The sequence below is a fragment of the Gordonia sp. VNK1 genome (genome assembly GCF_040049135.1).
GTDB lineage: Bacteria > Actinomycetota > Actinomycetes > Mycobacteriales > Mycobacteriaceae > Gordonia > Gordonia oleivorans.
Genome location: NZ_JBDZDJ010000001.1, coordinates 53,249 through 68,602, shown reverse-complemented (window position 1 = coordinate 68,602; position 15,354 = coordinate 53,249). Strand labels below are relative to the sequence as shown.

Below are 15,354 nucleotides of genomic sequence, written 5' to 3'. Positions count from 1 at the left end.
CCAACCGTCGGGGTATCCACCCCGACAGCCCACATATAACCGGGACGAATACGCCCACCCACGACAATTATTGACGCGAGACCCCTGAGCCATCCCGGTTGTATCGGCGTGCGGCCGACCGCGACGTCAACATCCCTCGAAATCGGGATCGTCCCAGTACTCATCGCCGCCGATGTCACCCTCGTCATCCCCGTTGGGCGTGTCATCGACATCCGGATCACCGTCGACTGCGGCGTCGATCTCTGCGACGAGTTCGCGTGGACCGGCAAGGGCCTTGAGGTGCTCGCGGCGGCGAACCAGATCAGTGATCGTCTCGGCGGCGTCCTTCCACTCGAACATCACGCGGTTGTAGGACATGCGCAGCGGAATGTAACCGAGCCGATGGGCGATCTCGTCACGCAGACGATCCGCCTCGCGTTGCTCGGGCGACTTGTCGTGAAACTCGATGCTGTCGATCTCGACGATCAGACGGTCGCCGATGAGGAAGTCAACGTGCCCCAGACCGACGATCTTCACTTGTATATCGAACCTGAGGCCCATCGCCCGGAAACGAAGCCGAACGATGCTCTCCGTACCCGATTGTGCTCGGCCGTCGCAGAGTTCGAGCAGGTCACGAATGTCGAGGGGCGCCGTGGCGAAGATCGCCACCAAGTCGGCCATGTCGAGAAGATCCTGGTTCAAGATGGAGTCGCACGCTGCCACGATCCCTTCGGCGTCGAGGCACCGCAGTGCGTGCCGAAGTGCCGTCGGGATGTCGTCGAGCGGGTAGATCTCGGGTTCGGGGCCACTGAACTGTTTGCAGAATCATCGTCCACCGGCGTTGTGCGCCGCCTTCCGGGCGCGCACGTGCGCGCGGTTTCCTCGTGCGACGACCCAGATGCCGTGCAGATCCAAGGCGGTCACACACGAGCACACCCCGCCCGCCGACACCGCCTGGACCACCAGCGGATGCGCGTATCCGGTGGCGTACCACCCGCGCCGGAGCAGGTGCAGATCACCACCTCGGACCATGCGCGCGACCTGCGCCTGACTGAATCCCCGACGCGACAGTTCCGTCCACGAAAACACTCCGCGCCAGTGATCTTGTGCGAGTTCGAGATTGGCAAGACTCATGGCGGTGAGTGTGCCGCTCCGGACGACATCACCGCGGCGTCACAGCTCCCGCACGGGCGAATCTGTGGATCGATTGCCCTCTGTGGACAACGCCTCCGGTCACCGGCCGATAACCGACATGACCCGATCGGCAAGCGCCTGCTGTCCGGTGGCGTTGGGGTGCAGGGTGATCCGTGCGGAGCTTCCCTGCTGGGGTTCGATCCACCGATCGGCCCCGGCGCAGGCGTCGTGTCCCTCGGAGGCCGGCGCCATGTCGACGAAGGTGGCACCGGCGTCGTCTGCGGCGCGGCGGACGGCGTCGTTGAGGGTCGCCTGCAGGTCGCGCAGGTATCCGACGTCACCGGCGGCGACCTGCATCGTCGGATAGCAGCCGTCGGCGGCGGGAAGTATCCACGGGTAGCCGACGATGACGACCCGCGCGTTCGGTGCCTGCTCCCGGATCCGGCGCAGCACGTCGGTGAGGGCCGGGCGGATGTCGTCGTCGATGGGTGCGGTCAACTCGTCGCCGTAGCGGTCGCGGCATGGTGATCCGACGCCGCCGGTCGCGCGGCCGAGGTCGCTGCACTTGCTGATGGCGCCGCCGTAGGTGTTCTCGTCGTTGCCGCCGAGCATCATCGTCACCAGTCGGGTGTCGGGGCCGAGTGCGTCGAGTTGCGGGCCGACGCCGTAGTACTGGTCGGTGGTGAGGTCGGCGGTCGTCGCGCCCGCGCAACTCACGTCGTCTATCGCGAGGTCGCGTCGCTGCGCGATCAGGTGGCCGAAGTTGAGCGCGGACCGCTGACACAGGAAAGGCGATCCGCCGACCACCGGGAGCACACCGGTACCCGCGGCGTAGCTGTCGCCGAGGTGGACGTAGGTGGCACCGGCCGACTCGGTCGGCACAGCACTCGACGACGCAACACCCGATGACGTCGATGGTGTTGCGCTGCTGCCGGTTTCGCTGGCGCAGCCGACGATCCCGAGCAGCGCGACCGCGAGGGTGAGCAGGCGCAGCCACCTCACGCGTCGGCACCCAGCATCATCAGCAGCAGTTCGGCGCGGGTCCGGGCGTCGGTGAGGTCGATGCCGAGCATGTCCTCGATCCGCTCGACCCGGCTGCGCAGGGTGTGCCGATGCACACCGATCGTCGTCGCGGCCGCACCCCAGTTGCCGTTGGCCTCGAGGAATGCCAGCAGGCTCGCCTCCAGCCCGGCGCCCTGTTCGCGATCATGCTCGATGATCGGGCGTAGACGATGACTTCGACTGTCGGCCAGCATATTTCGGATCTCGGGGATGCCGAGCAGTGATCGGGTGGCCGCGAGATCGACGAGCTGACCGGTGGCGGCGGAGCGCGCGGCGAGCCGCGCGTGGGCCACCGACTCGGCGATCGCGTCCGGCCGCGGCGCTCCGTCGGCGTCGGCGAGGGCGACGGCGGGTCCGATCCCACCCCGCAATGGTCCCTGCGCGACAAGCAGATTCAGCATTCCGACGGCGACGTCCACATGGTCGTCGCCGTCGAGTAGCACCACCACCTCGGTGCCGTCGCAGAAGACGAACACCGGTCGCCATCGGCTCTCGAGCTCGTCGGCGAGGCGGTCGGCACCACGGCGGGCGGACGCGTCGTCGGCGAAGGTGTACACGACGGCGCGGACGCGGCCGTCGGGGGTGGCGACCCGCTCGAGGATCGAGCGCGCGGTGGCGCCGACGACGCCGTCGAGGGCATTGCCGAGGACGTCGGATTGCACGCGGGCGATGTCGCGGCGGACGTCGCGAGGCTTGGCGTATTCGATCGCCAGCAGTGACACGGCATGTCCGACGAGCATCCGTGCGACCTCGTCGAGCGTCGGTCCGACGACCCCGAGAAACCCGAATGTGGTTGTCGACGAGCCTATCCGGGCGAGGGTGACGGTGGCGTCGTCGGTCACCACGACCGCGCCCGCCGACGCGGGGTCGCGCGCTGCGAGAGTGCGAACGTGGTCGAGGTCGGCGGGGGCCGCGGCGCCGCCGGGTGCGGCCGCCACCTCGGCGTGGGCGGCATCGAGCAGGATCACGCGGCTCGCGACGGCGTCGGCGAGTTCGGAGATGACCGCGGCCGGGCCGCGCGCGACCGCGGCGCGGGTCATCCGCGGCTGGGCGCGGGTGGCCGCGACCAGGCGCGCGGAGCGTCCCGCGGCGATGTGGTCGAGGACGGCCCGGGTGATGGCGGAGAACGGGATGTGCCAGGGCACCTCGAACAGCGGGAGACCCACGCGGTCGGCGGCGGCGCAGATCTCGGGCGGGATCTCCTCGTAGCCGAGGCCGACGCCGAATCCGATGGCGGCGACGCCGACATCCGCGAGCGATTCCACGTATTGCTCGCGGATGGGTGGGTCGTCAGGAAGGCGGAGGCCGGTGGTCAGCAGCACTTCCCCACCGACCATCCAGTCGGCGGCGGTGACCAGTTCGGAGCTCACCGCGCAGTCCATCGGCCGGTCGAGGCCGTCGGCGCCACCCCGTAACTCGAGTTCCAGGCGGCGTTGAGCGAGAAGCCAGCGGACCGACGTCGACATCCCCCCACCGTACGCGAGCTGGACAAGATGGCGTGCGCTTCGCGGATCGTTCGACAAACTGTCAGGCGCACGCGGCGCGGGATTGGGCGAAGACTGGGCGTATCGCGTTCGCGCTCCGCATATCCACCACAATCTCCACGAGGTGAGCCCCATGACCAGCACCACGACCGAGATCGCCTACCGCCTCCCGCAGGAGCGGCGGCTGGTGACCGAACTGCCCGGCCCGCGGTCGCGGGAGCTGGGCGCGCGCCGCGCGGCGAGCGTCGCCGCCGGCGTGAGTTCGATCCTGCCGACCTATGCCGTCGACGGCGATGGCGGCGTCCTCGTCGACGTCGACGGCAATTCGTTGATCGACCTGGGGTCGGGCATCGCGGTGACCTCGGTCGGTTCGGCCAACCCGGCGGTGGCGGCCGCGGTCGCCGATCAGGCGGGGCATCTCATCCACACCTGCTTCATGGTCGCGCCGTACGAGGGGTACGTGGAGATCGCGGAGAAGCTCAACGCGCTGACGCCCGGTGATCACGACAAGCGCACCGCGCTGTTCAACTCGGGCGCCGAGGCGGTGGAGAACGCGGTGAAGATCGCGCGTCTGGCCACCGACCGGAACGCGGTGGTCGCCTTCGATCACGCCTACCACGGTCGGACGAATCTGACGATGGCGTTGACCGCCAAGAACATGCCGTACAAGCAGGGTTTCGGGCCGTTCACCCCCGAGGTGTACCGGATGCCGATGAGTTATCCGCTGCGCGATCAGTTCGGCGACGACGGTGTGGCCGCGGCCGAGCACGTGATCTCGCTGATGTCGACGCAGATCGGCGCCGGCCAACTGGCCGCGGTGATCATCGAACCCATTCAGGGTGAGGGCGGATTCATCGTTCCCGCACCGGGTTTCCTGCCGACGCTGGTGGCGTGGTGCCGGGAGAACGGTGTGGTGTTCATCGCCGACGAGGTGCAGGCCGGGTTCGCCCGCACCGGATCGTGGTTCGCCTGCGACGACGAGGACATCGTCCCCGATCTGATGACGATGGCCAAGGGTATCGCCGGCGGCATGCCGCTCGCCGCGGTCACCGGCCGCGCCGAACTGATGGATGCGGTGCATCCCAGCGGCCTCGGCGGTACCTACGGGGGGAACCCGGTGGCGTGCGCGGCGGGCATCGCCGCGATCGATCAGATGCAGACCCTCGATCTCGCCGGGCGGGCCCGCCGGATCGAGGAGATCGTCCGCGAGGCACTGTCATCGCTGGCCGATGAGCTTGCCGCGCAGGGCAAGCCGGTGATCGGTGAGGTCCGTGGACGTGGTGCGATGATCGCGATCGAGCTGGTGACGCCGGATGCGCCGCGCGCGTCGAACCACAATCCTGCGCTGACCAAGGCGGTGGCCGCCGCATGTCACGCCGCCGGCGTCGTGATCCTCACCTGCGGAACGTTCGGCAACGTGATCCGGCTGCTGCCGCCGCTGGTGATCGGTGAGGACCTGCTGCGTGAGGGACTGTCCGTACTGTGTGAGGCCATCAAGAACAACGCCTAAGGAGGCCGAGTCGATGTACCCGCTTGATCCGCTGTCATCCGACGAATTCCGCAGTGTCACCGCTCTGTTGGCGGCCGAACAGGGGGTCGGCGACGGATGGCGTTATGCCTCCATCGAATTGGCCGAACCGTCCAAGGCCGAGCTCGCCGCCTTCGACGCCGACGGCACGGTGCCACCGCGGCGCGCGGTGGTGGTGTGCTTCAACACCGGGGAGAATCTCACCTACAAGTCGTTTGTCTCACTGTCGGATTCGAGCGTGGAGTCCTTCGACGCCATCCCGGGGGTGCAGGCCAACTTCACCGTCGACGAGTTCGAGGAATGCGACCGCGTGCTGCGTGCACACCCGGATGTCCAGGCGGCACTGGCCGCTCGCGGCATCACCGATCTGGACCTGGTGTTCATGGACACCTGGACCTACGGCGGGGTGCTCATTCCCGAGGAGTACCGGGGTCGGCGGCTCGGCTGGTCGGACACCTGGGTCAAGGACGCGGAGGGCACCAACCCGTACGCGAATCCTGTTCCGGGACTTCACTGCGTCATCGACGTCAACACGATGGAGTTGCTGCGGATTGAAGATACCGGCGGATTCGAGACGCCGGAGGTGATGGGTGAGTATGTGCCGCGTCGCATTCCGCAGCGAATCCGCGACACCTTCGCCCGGCCCGACCTGAAGCCGCTGGAGATCACCCAGCCCGACGGTCCGTCGTTTCAGTTGGACGGCAACAAGCTCACCTGGCAGAACTGGTCACTGCGCGTCGGTTTCAACTACCGCGAGGGCATGACCCTGCACCAGGTGAGTTACCGCGACGGCGGCCGGGATCGGTCGGTGGCGCATCGCCTCTCGTTTGCCGAGATGGTGGTCCCCTACCGGGATCACTGCGAAGACCATTACCGCCGTACCGCTTTCGACATCGGCGAATGGGGCCTGGGCTTCATGACGACGTCGCTGGAGTTGGGCTGCGACTGCCTCGGCGAGATCCGTTACCTCGACGCGGTGCTGCACAACAGCGCCGGTGAGCCGTACACCATCACCAACGCCATCTGCATTCACGAAGAGGACAACGCGGTCCTGTGGAAGCATGTCGACCACGACGCCGGTGCCGAGGTCCGTCGCATGCGGCGCCTGACGGTGAGTTTCCATGTCACCGTGGCCAATTACGAGTATCTGGTGTACTGGCGGTTCTATCAGGACGGCAACATCGAGTGTGAGGTGCGGGCCACCGGGATCATGGTGACCACTCCGATGCCGCCGGGAGTGCTCTCCAATCCGCACGGCACGACCGTCGACAACCGCACGTATGCGCCGTTCCACCAACACTTCCTGGTGGCACGCATGGATCTCGATATCGACGGCACCGACAACACGGTGTTCGCCTCGGAGACCGTCGCCGAACCGATGGGACCGGGCAATCCGCTGGGATTGTCGCTGGTGCAACAGAATACGGCACTGCGCACCGAACAGGACGGGATGCAGGATCCGGATTTCGCCACCCAGAAGAGCTGGAAAGTGGTCAACACCAACGTCACCACCGGCATCGGCGCGCACCCGGCGTACAAGCTGAGCCCGACCGCCGCGTTCCCCGCGATGTTCGATCCGGCGTCGCCGATCTTCCAGCGCGCCACCGTGATCGGACACACCCTGTGGGTGACGCCGAACAGCGCCGACGAGCGGTGGCCGGCCGGGGAATTCGTCAACCAGTCCGACGGCGACACCGGAATGGCGGAGTGGACCAAGAACAATCGCCCGATCGAGAACACCGATGTGGTGCTGTGGTATGTCTTCGGCATCCACCACATCACCCGGCCGGAGGACTGGCCGGTGATGCCCGTCGACGTGGTGTCGTTCTGGCTCAAGCCGTTCGGGTTCTTCGACCGTAATCCCGCACTCGACGTCGCACCGAGTCCGTCGTCGCACTGCCATTCTGAAGGGACGCACCATGACCACCACTGATGTGATCGACACCCAGGCCATTCTCGACGGCGTGCCCACCGGTTTGTGGATCGGTGGCGAGGAGGTGGCCGCCTCCGACGGCGGTACCTTCACCGTCTACGACCCCGCCACCGAGGAACCGTTGACCCAGGTCGCCGACGCGACGGTGGACGACGCGGCCCGCGCCCTCGACAAGGCCGCCGCGGTGGCGGCCGACTGGGCGGCGACCCCGCCGCGCGAACGGGGCGAGATCCTGCGTCGCGCTTTCGAATTGGTGGCCTCGCGGGCCGATGACCTCGCGATGCTGATGACCCTCGAACTCGGACGCGCCCTCCCGGACAGTATCTCCGAGGCCAAGTACGGCAACGAGTTTCTCCGCTGGTTCGCCGAGGAGGCGGTCCGCATCGACGGGCGGTTCACCCACTCGCCGGCCGGCACCGGCCGAATCCTGGTGACGCACGGGCCGGTTGGACCGTGCCTGGCGATCACGCCGTGGAACTTCCCGCTCGCCATGGGTACCCGCAAGATCGGTCCGGCACTCGCGGCCGGGAATGTGATGGTGGTGAAGCCTGCGCATGAGACGCCGTTGACGATGTTGGTACTCGCCGAGATCTTCGCCGAGGCCGGTCTGCCGGCGGGGGTGTTGTCGGTGCTGCCGACGATGAATGCACGGGAGGTGTCCTCGGCGATCATCACCGACGACCGGATCCGCAAGATCAGCTTCACCGGCTCGACACCGGTGGGCCGAAACCTGTTGGGGCAGGCGGCCGAACGCGTGCAGCGCACCTCCATGGAACTCGGCGGCAACGCACCGTTCCTGGTCTTCGACGACGCCGACATCGACAAGGCGGTCGAGGGTGCGTTCATGGCGAAGATGCGCAATGGCGGTGAGGCGTGCACGGCCGCGAACCGGTTCCTGGTGCAGTCCGGGGTGGTCGAGGAGTTCACCGAGAAGCTGACGGAGAAGATGTCGGCGGTGCGGATGGGGCCCGGTTACCACGACGGGGTGACCCTGGGCCCGCTGGTCAGCGCCGCGCAACGGGACAAGGTCGCCGAGGCGGTCGAGACCGCGGTGGCCCACGGCGGCCGGGTTCGGTTGGGCGGCAAGGCCCCCGAGGGCAAGGGTTACTTCTACCCGGCGACCGTCATCGATCAGGTGGACGCCTACGCCCCGGTCACCCGCGGCGAGATCTTCGGCCCGGTGGCCGTCATCAGCTCCTTCGACTCCGAGGACGAGGCCATCCGCGCGGCCAACTCGACCGAGTACGGTTTGGCGGCATACTTCTTCAGCCGCGACCTGGACCGCTGCATGCGGGTGGCGTCGGCGTTGGACTCCGGGATGGTGGGCGTCAACCGCGGCGTGATGTCGGATGTGGCAGCACCGTTCGGCGGTGTCAAGCAGTCGGGTATCGGACGTGAGGGTGCCGCCGAGGGCATCGACGAGTACCTGACGGTCAAGTACGTGGCCCTCACCCCGTAGGCGGGCGTCGAGTGGGCGCCCATTCCCGTCGAGTGGGCGCCCTTTCTCGTCGAGTGGGTATCAGCTGTAGTAGCCGCCGCGCTGATGTATCGCCTCGGCGATCTCGGCGATGAGACCCATGGGGTCGCTGGTCATCCGCTTGTTGTTGGCGCGGATCACCTTCCACTGCAGCCGGTTTGATTCGGCATCTCGCGCCGCATCACTCGCCTGCTGCTCCGGCGACGAATGATAGTCCTCGCCGTCGTACTCGATCGCGATCTTCAGGTCGGGGTACGCCCAGTCATGGCGCGCGACCAGGATTCCGTACTCGTTGAACACCTCGAACTGAGCCACCGGCGTCGGCAATCCACAGTCGTGCATGAACAGCCCCGTCGAACTCTCGCGGGGCGATTCGTGGAGGCGATTGACGAGTGGGGCCAACCCCCTCACCTGTCGCACATGACGAGTTCGCTTCTGGGATTTTGCGTATTCCGCGAGCTCATCGAGGTCGAAACCGGTGGCGGCGGCGAGCGTATCCAGGTGTCCGATCGCCCGCATTCGCGGCTGGATCCGTCCCACGTCGAAGGCGGTACGGATCGGTGAGGTGACCGCGATTCCGTCGATCGTGACGACGTGTTCTGCCGGTAGGTCCAGTCGCCACGTGGTCGTCCCGAGAGCAGGGCGACCGGACGCGGTGATGCCGCGGATGAGAACGACGTCGAAGCCGGCGTCGAACCACTTCGCGCCGTGCATCACCATTGCCGCCTGCCCGGCAACGACCGGATTGCCCTGCGCCTGGGATGCGATCGCGACCACGCGTTCGCGAGCGGTCATCAGCTCCGCTCGACTGATGTGCGCGCCGCCACGCACGCGACGGAACTCGGCGGCGAAACGTTCCGCGGACATTCCGACGACGGACATGGCGTCCTGACGAGTGATCAGCGATGGCGGGGAGGTGGAATCTTCGATTGTCATGCCGGGTTGGACGCAGCGCGCGGCGATTCGGTTCCACCGTTGGGTCAGATTCCGCCGAGCCAGGTACGTCAGCGGTCGTACGGCGAGCCCGCTCGACGTCGAACGACGCACACTCGACGCGAGACGGCGCACACTCGACGCGAAACAGCGCCCACTCGACGAAATACCGCGCACACTCGACGCGAAACAGCGCCCACTCGACGAAATACCGCGCACACTCGACGCGAAACAGCGCCCACTCGACGCGAAACAGCGCCCACTCGACGCGAAACAGCGCACACTCGACGCGAAACGGCGCCCACTCGACGGAGGCGAGTGGGCGCCGTTGGGCGTCAGGGCGCGTCAGGGTACGCGCGCAGCGTCAGCGCAGCAGCGCGCGGCTCATGACGACGCGCTGAATCTGGTTGGTGCCCTCGTAGATCTGCGTGATCTTCGCGTCGCGCATCATGCGCTCGACCGGGAAGTCGCGGGTGTAGCCGGCGCCGCCGAAGAGCTGCACGGCATCGGTGGTGACCTCCATGGCGACGTCGGAGGCGAAGCACTTCGACGCCGACGAGATGAAGCCGAGGTTCTTCTCACCGCGCTCGGCGCGGGCGGCGGAGGTGTAGACCATCAGGCGGGCGGCCTCGACCTTCATCGCCATGTCGGCGATCATGAACTCGACACCCTGGAAGCTCGAGATCGGCTTGCCGAACTGCTTGCGCTCCTTGACATATGCGATGGCCTTGTCGAGCGCGCCCTGCGCGATGCCGACGGCCTGCGCGCCGATGGTCGGCCGGGTGTGGTCGAGGGTCTGCAGGGCGGTCTTGAAGCCGGTGCCCTGATCGCCGATGATGCGGTCCTCGGGGATCGTGCAGTCCTCGAAGTAGAGTTCGGCGGTGGGGCTGCCCTTGATGCCGAGCTTCTTCTCCAGCGGGCCGACGGTGAAGCCGGGATCGTCCTTGTGCACCATGAATGCGGAGATGCCGTTGGCCTTCTTCTCCGGATCGGTCACGGCCATGACGGTGTACCAGGATGACTTGCCGCCGTTAGTGATCCAGCACTTGGAGCCGTTGAGCACCCAGTTGCTGCCGTCCTTGCGGGCGCGGGTCTTCATGCCCGCGGCGTCGGAGCCGGCCTCACGTTCGGACAGTGCGTAGGAGGCCATCGCCTCGCCGGAGGCGATGGACGGCAGCACCTGCTTCTTGAGCTCGTCGGAGCCGTTGAGGATCAGGCCCATGGTGCCGAGCTTGTTGACGGCGGGGATCAGCGACGACGACGCGCACACGCGGGCGACCTCTTCGATCACGATGCACGCGGCCACCGAGTCGGCGCCCTGACCGTCGTACTCCTCGGGAACGTGGATGGCGTTGAATCCGGAGGCGACGAGCGCGTCGAGGGCCTCCTGCGGGAACCGCGCCTCTTCGTCGACGACGGCGGCGTAGGGCTCGATCTCCTTTTCCGACAGCGCGCGAATCGCCTCACGCAGGGCGATGTGCTCCTCGGGGAGCTCGAAAACGTTGAACTCGGGATTACCAAAACCCATGTCGATCCTCCGGCCATGTCGGGCACTGCGTGCCAGTGATGTCGCTTCGGTACAGTTCATCATGGCACGCAGTGCCATGTCAATGAACGGTCTCTTCTATTGTCCCTGCTTGCGGCCAACGGCACGCAGTTGTCGACGAACCTGCTCGGCGACGACGTCCGGGTCGGCGTCGGCGGGATAGGTCACCACCGCGATCGCATCGTCGGCGGATCCGGCCGCATCGCGCGCCCGGTGGTCGGCACCGAGTGCCGTGCGCACCTCGGCCAGCTCGGCACGCAACCGCTGCAGGGTCGCATCCGTGTCCCCGCGGATCATCGACCTCAGCAGGTAGTTGTGCACCGCGGTCACCGCGGAGGCGAACGCCACGATGTGAACCGCCGACCCACCGGGAACCACGCGCCGCAGGTACTCCTCGAAAACCCGCTGGTAGCGGTAGGTGGTGACGAGTTCGCGGTCCCGCAGTGCCGGAACCCGTGAGACCACGTGCAGCCGGCGGACCGCGAGGTCGCGCGTCGCGAGGAAGTGGGTGAAGACGATCTCGGCGGCCGCGCACACCACGGTCCACGGGTCGCCGGCATCGAGTGCCTCATCCGGTGCGAACTCTTCGGCCGACAGTCGTTCGGTCACCTGCGCGAGCAACGCCTCGTGGTCGGCGAAGATCATGTCCTCTTTGGAGCGGAACTGCCGGAACAGGGTGCGGCGCGACACCCCGGCGGCCGCGGCGATCTGGTCGACGGTGGTCGACTCGTACCCGTTCTCGCTGAACAGCCGGATCGACTCGGCGACCACCAGGGTGCGCAGATCGTCCGGCTCGCCGGTCGTGTCACTCGGTGCCATGGCATCACAGTGTGGCTCACCGAACGCCGCTGCGGTAGGGCGGCCGAATGAATCACGGCGGCGCGCGGTGCCTCCGCACCCCGGAGATGATCAGATCGAGGGCGCACATCACCCACCGTCAGCAGGAGTCGGCACCGTGAGCGGTCCTGAAGTCACCGGCGCTACCCACGCACAGGGTCACCGACCGCACACCTCATTGAGCGATCGCCCTTCGCCGACCACCGCGCCTCCGACGATGATCCGCACCACCTCGACCGCCGACGCGAATCTGGCCTCTCGGGCGGCCCGCGCGGTGGCCTTCGGCAATCCCGTGCTCGCGGCGATACAGTTCGGCGTTCCGTTGGTGGTCGGTGTCGCCACAGTGGTGAGTGGCGTACTGGTTGGCGAGACGACGAACTCCCTGCCGGCCGCCTTCCCGATCATCGTCATCGGAATCACGCTCATCTGTCTCGGCGTCACCAACGTGGCGCTTCCCTACCTGCAGACGCTGACCACCTGGAAGCGCTTCGCGCCCAGGGACACCGCGCTGATGGCCGAATTCGGACCCGCCCACATCATGTTCATGGCCGGCGGAATCACCACCACCGTCGACATGACCAGCGTCGCGACCGTGGCCGCTCGCCGTGACATGCTGGCGGTCCGGACCACCCAATCGATCTCGTTGCTCATCCCGATGGAGATGGTGCCGCCGACGATCGCGGCAACACTGTTGTCGCGCTGAGCCTCTCAGCTTCCCGAAGCATCCTTGCGCAGCTCGAACTTGAGCACCTTCCCGGTGGAGGTGCGTGGCAGGTCGTCGGCGATGACGATGTCGCGGGGCACCTTGTACCCGGCGAGCAGGGTCTTGGCATAGGCGATGAGATCGTCGGTGGCCAGCGTCGCACCCGGTTTCAGCAGCACGTAGGCGCGGGGCCGTTCCCCCCACTTCTCGTCGGGCACACCGACAACCGCGACGTCGAGCACCGCGTCGTGACTGACGAGGACCTGCTCCACCTCGATGGTGGAGATGTTCTCACCGCCGGAGATGATGATGTCCTTGGCCCGGTCGCGCAGCTGGATGTAGCCGTCGGGGTGCATCACGCCGAGATCGCCGGTGTGAAACCAGCCGCCCGCGAAGGCTTCTCGGGTGGCGTCGGGATCCTTGAAGTATCCGGCCATCACGTTGTTGCCGCGGAGCACGATCTCGCCCATCGTCTCGCCGTCGGCGGGCACGTCGGTCAGCGGCAGGGTGCCCTGCGCCACCACGCGCGCGTCCTCGGCCTGCACCATGCCGACTCCCTGCCGCGACAACTTGGTGGCACGCTCGGCCGGTGCGAGATCGTCCCAGGCGTCCTGGTACTCGCAAATCGTATACGGCCCATACACTTCGGTGAGTCCGTAGACATGGACGACGGTGATGCCGAGCGCCTCGAGTTGACCGATGACCGTCGGACTCGGCGGCGCTCCGGCGGTGGTGATGTGCAGCGGCCGGTCCAGCCGATGGGCGCGCGGCGATCCGGCGATCGTGGTGCATACCGTTGGCGCACCGCACATGTGGGTGACGCCGAGATCGTCGATCGCATCCCAAACCGCGTCGGCCCGCACCGCACGCAGGCAGACGTGGGTGGCCGATGCCTGGGTGACCGCCCACGGGGTGCACCAGCCGTTGCAGTGGAACATCGGCAACGTCCAGAGGTAGCGGCTGTGGCCGGTGAACTCGTTGTGGAAGGTCTCACCGAAGGAGTTCAGATACGCCCCGCGGTGGGTGTACATGACGCCCTTGGGTTTTCCGGTGGTACCGGAGGTGTAGTTGATGGTGATGACGGTGTTCTCGTCGTCGACGGTCCACGGGATCGGCGTCGGATCGAGATCGTCTGCGCGCGTCAGGAAGTCGGGGTAGGACTCGAGTCCCGGGATTCCGGATGCCGCGACATCACCGGGGACGGTGCCGAATTCGGTGTCGACGATCTCGACGGTGGTGGTCAGCTCCGGCACCTGATCGACGATCAGCGACACCGTGTGCCGGAACTCCGCGTCGAAGAACAGCGTCGTGACGCCGGCGTGGTTGAGGATGTAGACCAGCTCGGGTCCGGCCAGCCGGGAGTTCAGGGCGACGAGCACCCCGCCGGCCAGCGGCACCGCGTAGTGCGCGACCAGCATCTCGGGGACGTTCGGGGTGAGGTAGGCGATCCGCTCCCCCGGCTCGATCCGGTCGGCCAGGATGCGGGCCAGTCGCGCCACCTCGTCGGCGAACTCGCCGTAGGTGGCGCTGCGCTGTCCGTAGATGACGGCGGTGCGGTCGGGGAACACCTGGGCCGAACGTTCCAGGAACCGCAGGGGTGTCATCTCGGAACGGTTGGCGGTGCCACTGTCGATGCGGCCGAACTCGGCGTCGAGGTCGGTGGTGGGTGGGGCGGTCACATCCGGCACGGACATCGGTTTCTCCTGGTCGGGTCGCGGTGCGGCGGGTCGGTGATGCCCGCGACGTTTTGTCGCCTTCCACGGTATGGATCACACTGGAGGTTGCACCACCCCCGGAAGTGGGTGGTTTTGCCCGCAGGAGGTGACCACATGGCCGCAGCGATCAGATCCGGGACGATCGACACCCGCCGACCCGACGACGCCGACGCCGTGCGCGCGTCACTGCGTGCCGCGGGCCGCGCCACCGTCCTGCCGGTGCTCTTCGGCGGCGTCGTCGACGACCGCGGGGCGGTGCTGTCGGGGTTCGTCGGTACGCGCAGCGTCATCCTGCGGGACCTGCTGATCTCGGCCGACTGCGGCCTGGGTGGGCGGACCATCGCCGAACGACGCGCCGGCGCGGTATCGGACTACTTCACCTCCACCGAGATCACCCACGATTACGACCGTGAGGTGTCCGGGGAGGGCATCGAGTCGTTGATCGCCGCACCGGCGGTGGTCGACGGCAGGACGCGGGCGGTGCTGTACGGCGCCCTGCGCAGTCCCGAACGCATCGGCGATCGGGTGATCGCCCGGATGGTCGGCACCGCGCGGCAACTCGCTCACGAGATCGAGGTACGTGACGAGGTGGATCGTCGTGTGGCGCAGCTGAATCGGGTCGAACCGGCCGAACCGCAGGTCCCCGCCACGGTCGCCGACGCCATCGTGGAGAGCTATGTCGCGTTGCGGGAGATCGCCGCGACGACGACCGATGAGGCGCTGGCCGGCCGGTTGCGCGACGTCGAGGAGCGGTTGCGGGGCCTGGGTTCGCGGCCGACGTGCGCGGTGACGCTCTCGCCACGCGAACGCGATGTGCTCGCCCACCTCGCGTTGGGATGCGCCAACGCCGAGATCGCCGAGCGGCTGTCGTTGCGGCCGGAGACCATCAAGAGTTACGTCCGCAACCTGATGGGCAAGCTCGAGGTGCACAATCGGCGCGAAGCGGTCGTGACGGCGCGTCGGATGGGGTTGCTGCCGTAGCGTCGCCCCCGGTGTTGCCCCGTGTCCGCGCCGCAGCGCGAC

The 15,354-nt window shown here is 67.3% G+C and carries 13 protein-coding genes; 5 read left to right on the top strand and 8 right to left on the bottom strand.

Translation table 11 applies throughout. From position 1 onward, the window contains the following. Nucleotides 1–126: 126 nt before the first annotated feature. The 4 genes from ABLE94_RS00295 to ABLE94_RS00280 all read right to left on the bottom strand — a co-directional run bounded on the left by ABLE94_RS00295 (nucleotide 127) and on the right by ABLE94_RS00280 (nucleotide 3,641). Entirely contained in the window at nucleotides 127–660 is a 534-nt protein-coding gene (locus ABLE94_RS00295) for an endonuclease domain-containing protein (RefSeq protein ID WP_348807697.1), read from the bottom strand. Nucleotides 661–804: 144 nt separating this feature from the next. After that, entirely contained in the window at nucleotides 805–1,113 is a 309-nt protein-coding gene (locus ABLE94_RS00290) for a type IV toxin-antitoxin system AbiEi family antitoxin domain-containing protein (RefSeq protein ID WP_348807696.1), read from the bottom strand. 99 nt (nucleotides 1,114–1,212) lie between these two features. Next, the gene (locus tag ABLE94_RS00285; protein ID WP_348805100.1) at nucleotides 1,213–2,115 is read right to left on the bottom strand and encodes an SGNH/GDSL hydrolase family protein; all 903 of its coding nucleotides are present in this window, start codon (nucleotides 2,113–2,115) and stop codon (nucleotides 1,213–1,215) included. After that, nucleotides 2,112–3,641, bottom strand: coding sequence for a PucR family transcriptional regulator (locus ABLE94_RS00280; RefSeq protein ID WP_348805102.1), 1,530 nt, complete (start codon nucleotides 3,639–3,641; stop codon nucleotides 2,112–2,114). Before ABLE94_RS00280 ends, ABLE94_RS00285 begins: the two co-directional genes overlap by 4 nt. Before the next feature lie 151 nt (nucleotides 3,642–3,792). Between ABLE94_RS00280 and gabT the strand changes: the two genes are divergently transcribed. Genes gabT through ABLE94_RS00265 form a run of 3 tightly spaced genes read left to right on the top strand, consistent with a single transcriptional unit; the run spans nucleotide 3,793 to nucleotide 8,579 of the window. Further along, a complete protein-coding gene (gabT, locus tag ABLE94_RS00275; RefSeq protein WP_348805104.1) occupies nucleotides 3,793–5,169 on the top strand; it encodes a 4-aminobutyrate--2-oxoglutarate transaminase in 1,377 nt (458 codons plus the stop codon). A gap of 13 nt (nucleotides 5,170–5,182) precedes the next feature. After that, nucleotides 5,183–7,120 (top strand): primary-amine oxidase, encoded by a 1,938-nt coding sequence (locus tag ABLE94_RS00270; RefSeq protein ID WP_348805105.1) that lies wholly within the window; start codon nucleotides 5,183–5,185, stop codon nucleotides 7,118–7,120. Further along, on the top strand, nucleotides 7,107–8,579 hold the full coding sequence (locus ABLE94_RS00265; protein ID WP_348805106.1) for an NAD-dependent succinate-semialdehyde dehydrogenase: 1,473 nt from the start codon (nucleotides 7,107–7,109) through the stop codon (nucleotides 8,577–8,579). Before ABLE94_RS00270 ends, ABLE94_RS00265 begins: the two co-directional genes overlap by 14 nt. 60 nt (nucleotides 8,580–8,639) lie before the next feature. Here the strand turns inward: ABLE94_RS00265 and ABLE94_RS00260 are convergent, their stop codons facing one another. The 3 genes from ABLE94_RS00260 to ABLE94_RS00250 form a co-directional block, all read right to left on the bottom strand. Beyond that, a complete protein-coding gene (locus ABLE94_RS00260) occupies nucleotides 8,640–9,533 on the bottom strand; it encodes an endonuclease domain-containing protein (RefSeq protein WP_348805107.1) in 894 nt (297 codons plus the stop codon). 361 nt (nucleotides 9,534–9,894) lie between these two features. Next, nucleotides 9,895–11,058 carry an acyl-CoA dehydrogenase gene (locus tag ABLE94_RS00255; protein WP_348807695.1) on the bottom strand — a complete coding sequence of 388 codons (1,164 nt, stop codon included), beginning with the start codon at nucleotides 11,056–11,058 and terminating at the stop codon, nucleotides 9,895–9,897. 96 nt (nucleotides 11,059–11,154) lie between these two features. Next, nucleotides 11,155–11,895, bottom strand: coding sequence for a TetR/AcrR family transcriptional regulator (locus tag ABLE94_RS00250; RefSeq protein ID WP_348805109.1), 741 nt, complete (start codon nucleotides 11,893–11,895; stop codon nucleotides 11,155–11,157). 235 nt (nucleotides 11,896–12,130) lie between these two features. Here ABLE94_RS00250 and ABLE94_RS00245 point away from each other — a divergent pair, with 235 nt between their 5' ends. Then, a complete protein-coding gene (locus ABLE94_RS00245; protein ID WP_348805110.1) occupies nucleotides 12,131–12,616 on the top strand; it encodes a hypothetical protein in 486 nt (161 codons plus the stop codon). A gap of 5 nt (nucleotides 12,617–12,621) precedes the next feature. Here ABLE94_RS00245 and ABLE94_RS00240 read toward each other — a convergent pair whose 3' ends face one another. Beyond that, nucleotides 12,622–14,310, bottom strand: coding sequence for an AMP-binding protein (locus tag ABLE94_RS00240; protein WP_425476100.1), 1,689 nt, complete (start codon nucleotides 14,308–14,310; stop codon nucleotides 12,622–12,624). Nucleotides 14,311–14,445: 135 nt separating this feature from the next. Between ABLE94_RS00240 and ABLE94_RS00235 the strand changes: the two genes are divergently transcribed. Further along, nucleotides 14,446–15,312 carry a helix-turn-helix transcriptional regulator gene (locus ABLE94_RS00235; protein ID WP_348805111.1) on the top strand — a complete coding sequence of 289 codons (867 nt, stop codon included), beginning with the start codon at nucleotides 14,446–14,448 and terminating at the stop codon, nucleotides 15,310–15,312. Nucleotides 15,313–15,354 lie beyond the last annotated feature (42 nt).

Coding starts and splice junctions, on each gene's coding strand:
- ABLE94_RS00260 (WP_348805107.1), bottom strand. CDS start 9,533: ATGACAATCGAAGATTCCACCTCCCCGCCATCGCTGATCACTCGTCAG.
- ABLE94_RS00270 (WP_348805105.1), top strand. CDS start 5,183: ATGTACCCGCTTGATCCGCTGTCATCCGACGAATTCCGCAGTGTCACC.
- ABLE94_RS00245 (WP_348805110.1), top strand. CDS start 12,131: ATGATCCGCACCACCTCGACCGCCGACGCGAATCTGGCCTCTCGGGCG.
- ABLE94_RS00290 (WP_348807696.1), bottom strand. CDS start 1,113: ATGAGTCTTGCCAATCTCGAACTCGCACAAGATCACTGGCGCGGAGTG.
- ABLE94_RS00240 (WP_425476100.1), bottom strand. CDS start 14,310: ATGTCCGTGCCGGATGTGACCGCCCCACCCACCACCGACCTCGACGCC.
- ABLE94_RS00265 (WP_348805106.1), top strand. CDS start 7,107: ATGACCACCACTGATGTGATCGACACCCAGGCCATTCTCGACGGCGTG.
- ABLE94_RS00295 (WP_348807697.1), bottom strand. CDS start 660: ATGGCCGACTTGGTGGCGATCTTCGCCACGGCGCCCCTCGACATTCGT.
- ABLE94_RS00250 (WP_348805109.1), bottom strand. CDS start 11,895: ATGGCACCGAGTGACACGACCGGCGAGCCGGACGATCTGCGCACCCTG.
- ABLE94_RS00235 (WP_348805111.1), top strand. CDS start 14,446: ATGGCCGCAGCGATCAGATCCGGGACGATCGACACCCGCCGACCCGAC.
- ABLE94_RS00280 (WP_348805102.1), bottom strand. CDS start 3,641: ATGTCGACGTCGGTCCGCTGGCTTCTCGCTCAACGCCGCCTGGAACTC.
- ABLE94_RS00255 (WP_348807695.1), bottom strand. CDS start 11,058: ATGGGTTTTGGTAATCCCGAGTTCAACGTTTTCGAGCTCCCCGAGGAG.
- gabT (WP_348805104.1), top strand. CDS start 3,793: ATGACCAGCACCACGACCGAGATCGCCTACCGCCTCCCGCAGGAGCGG.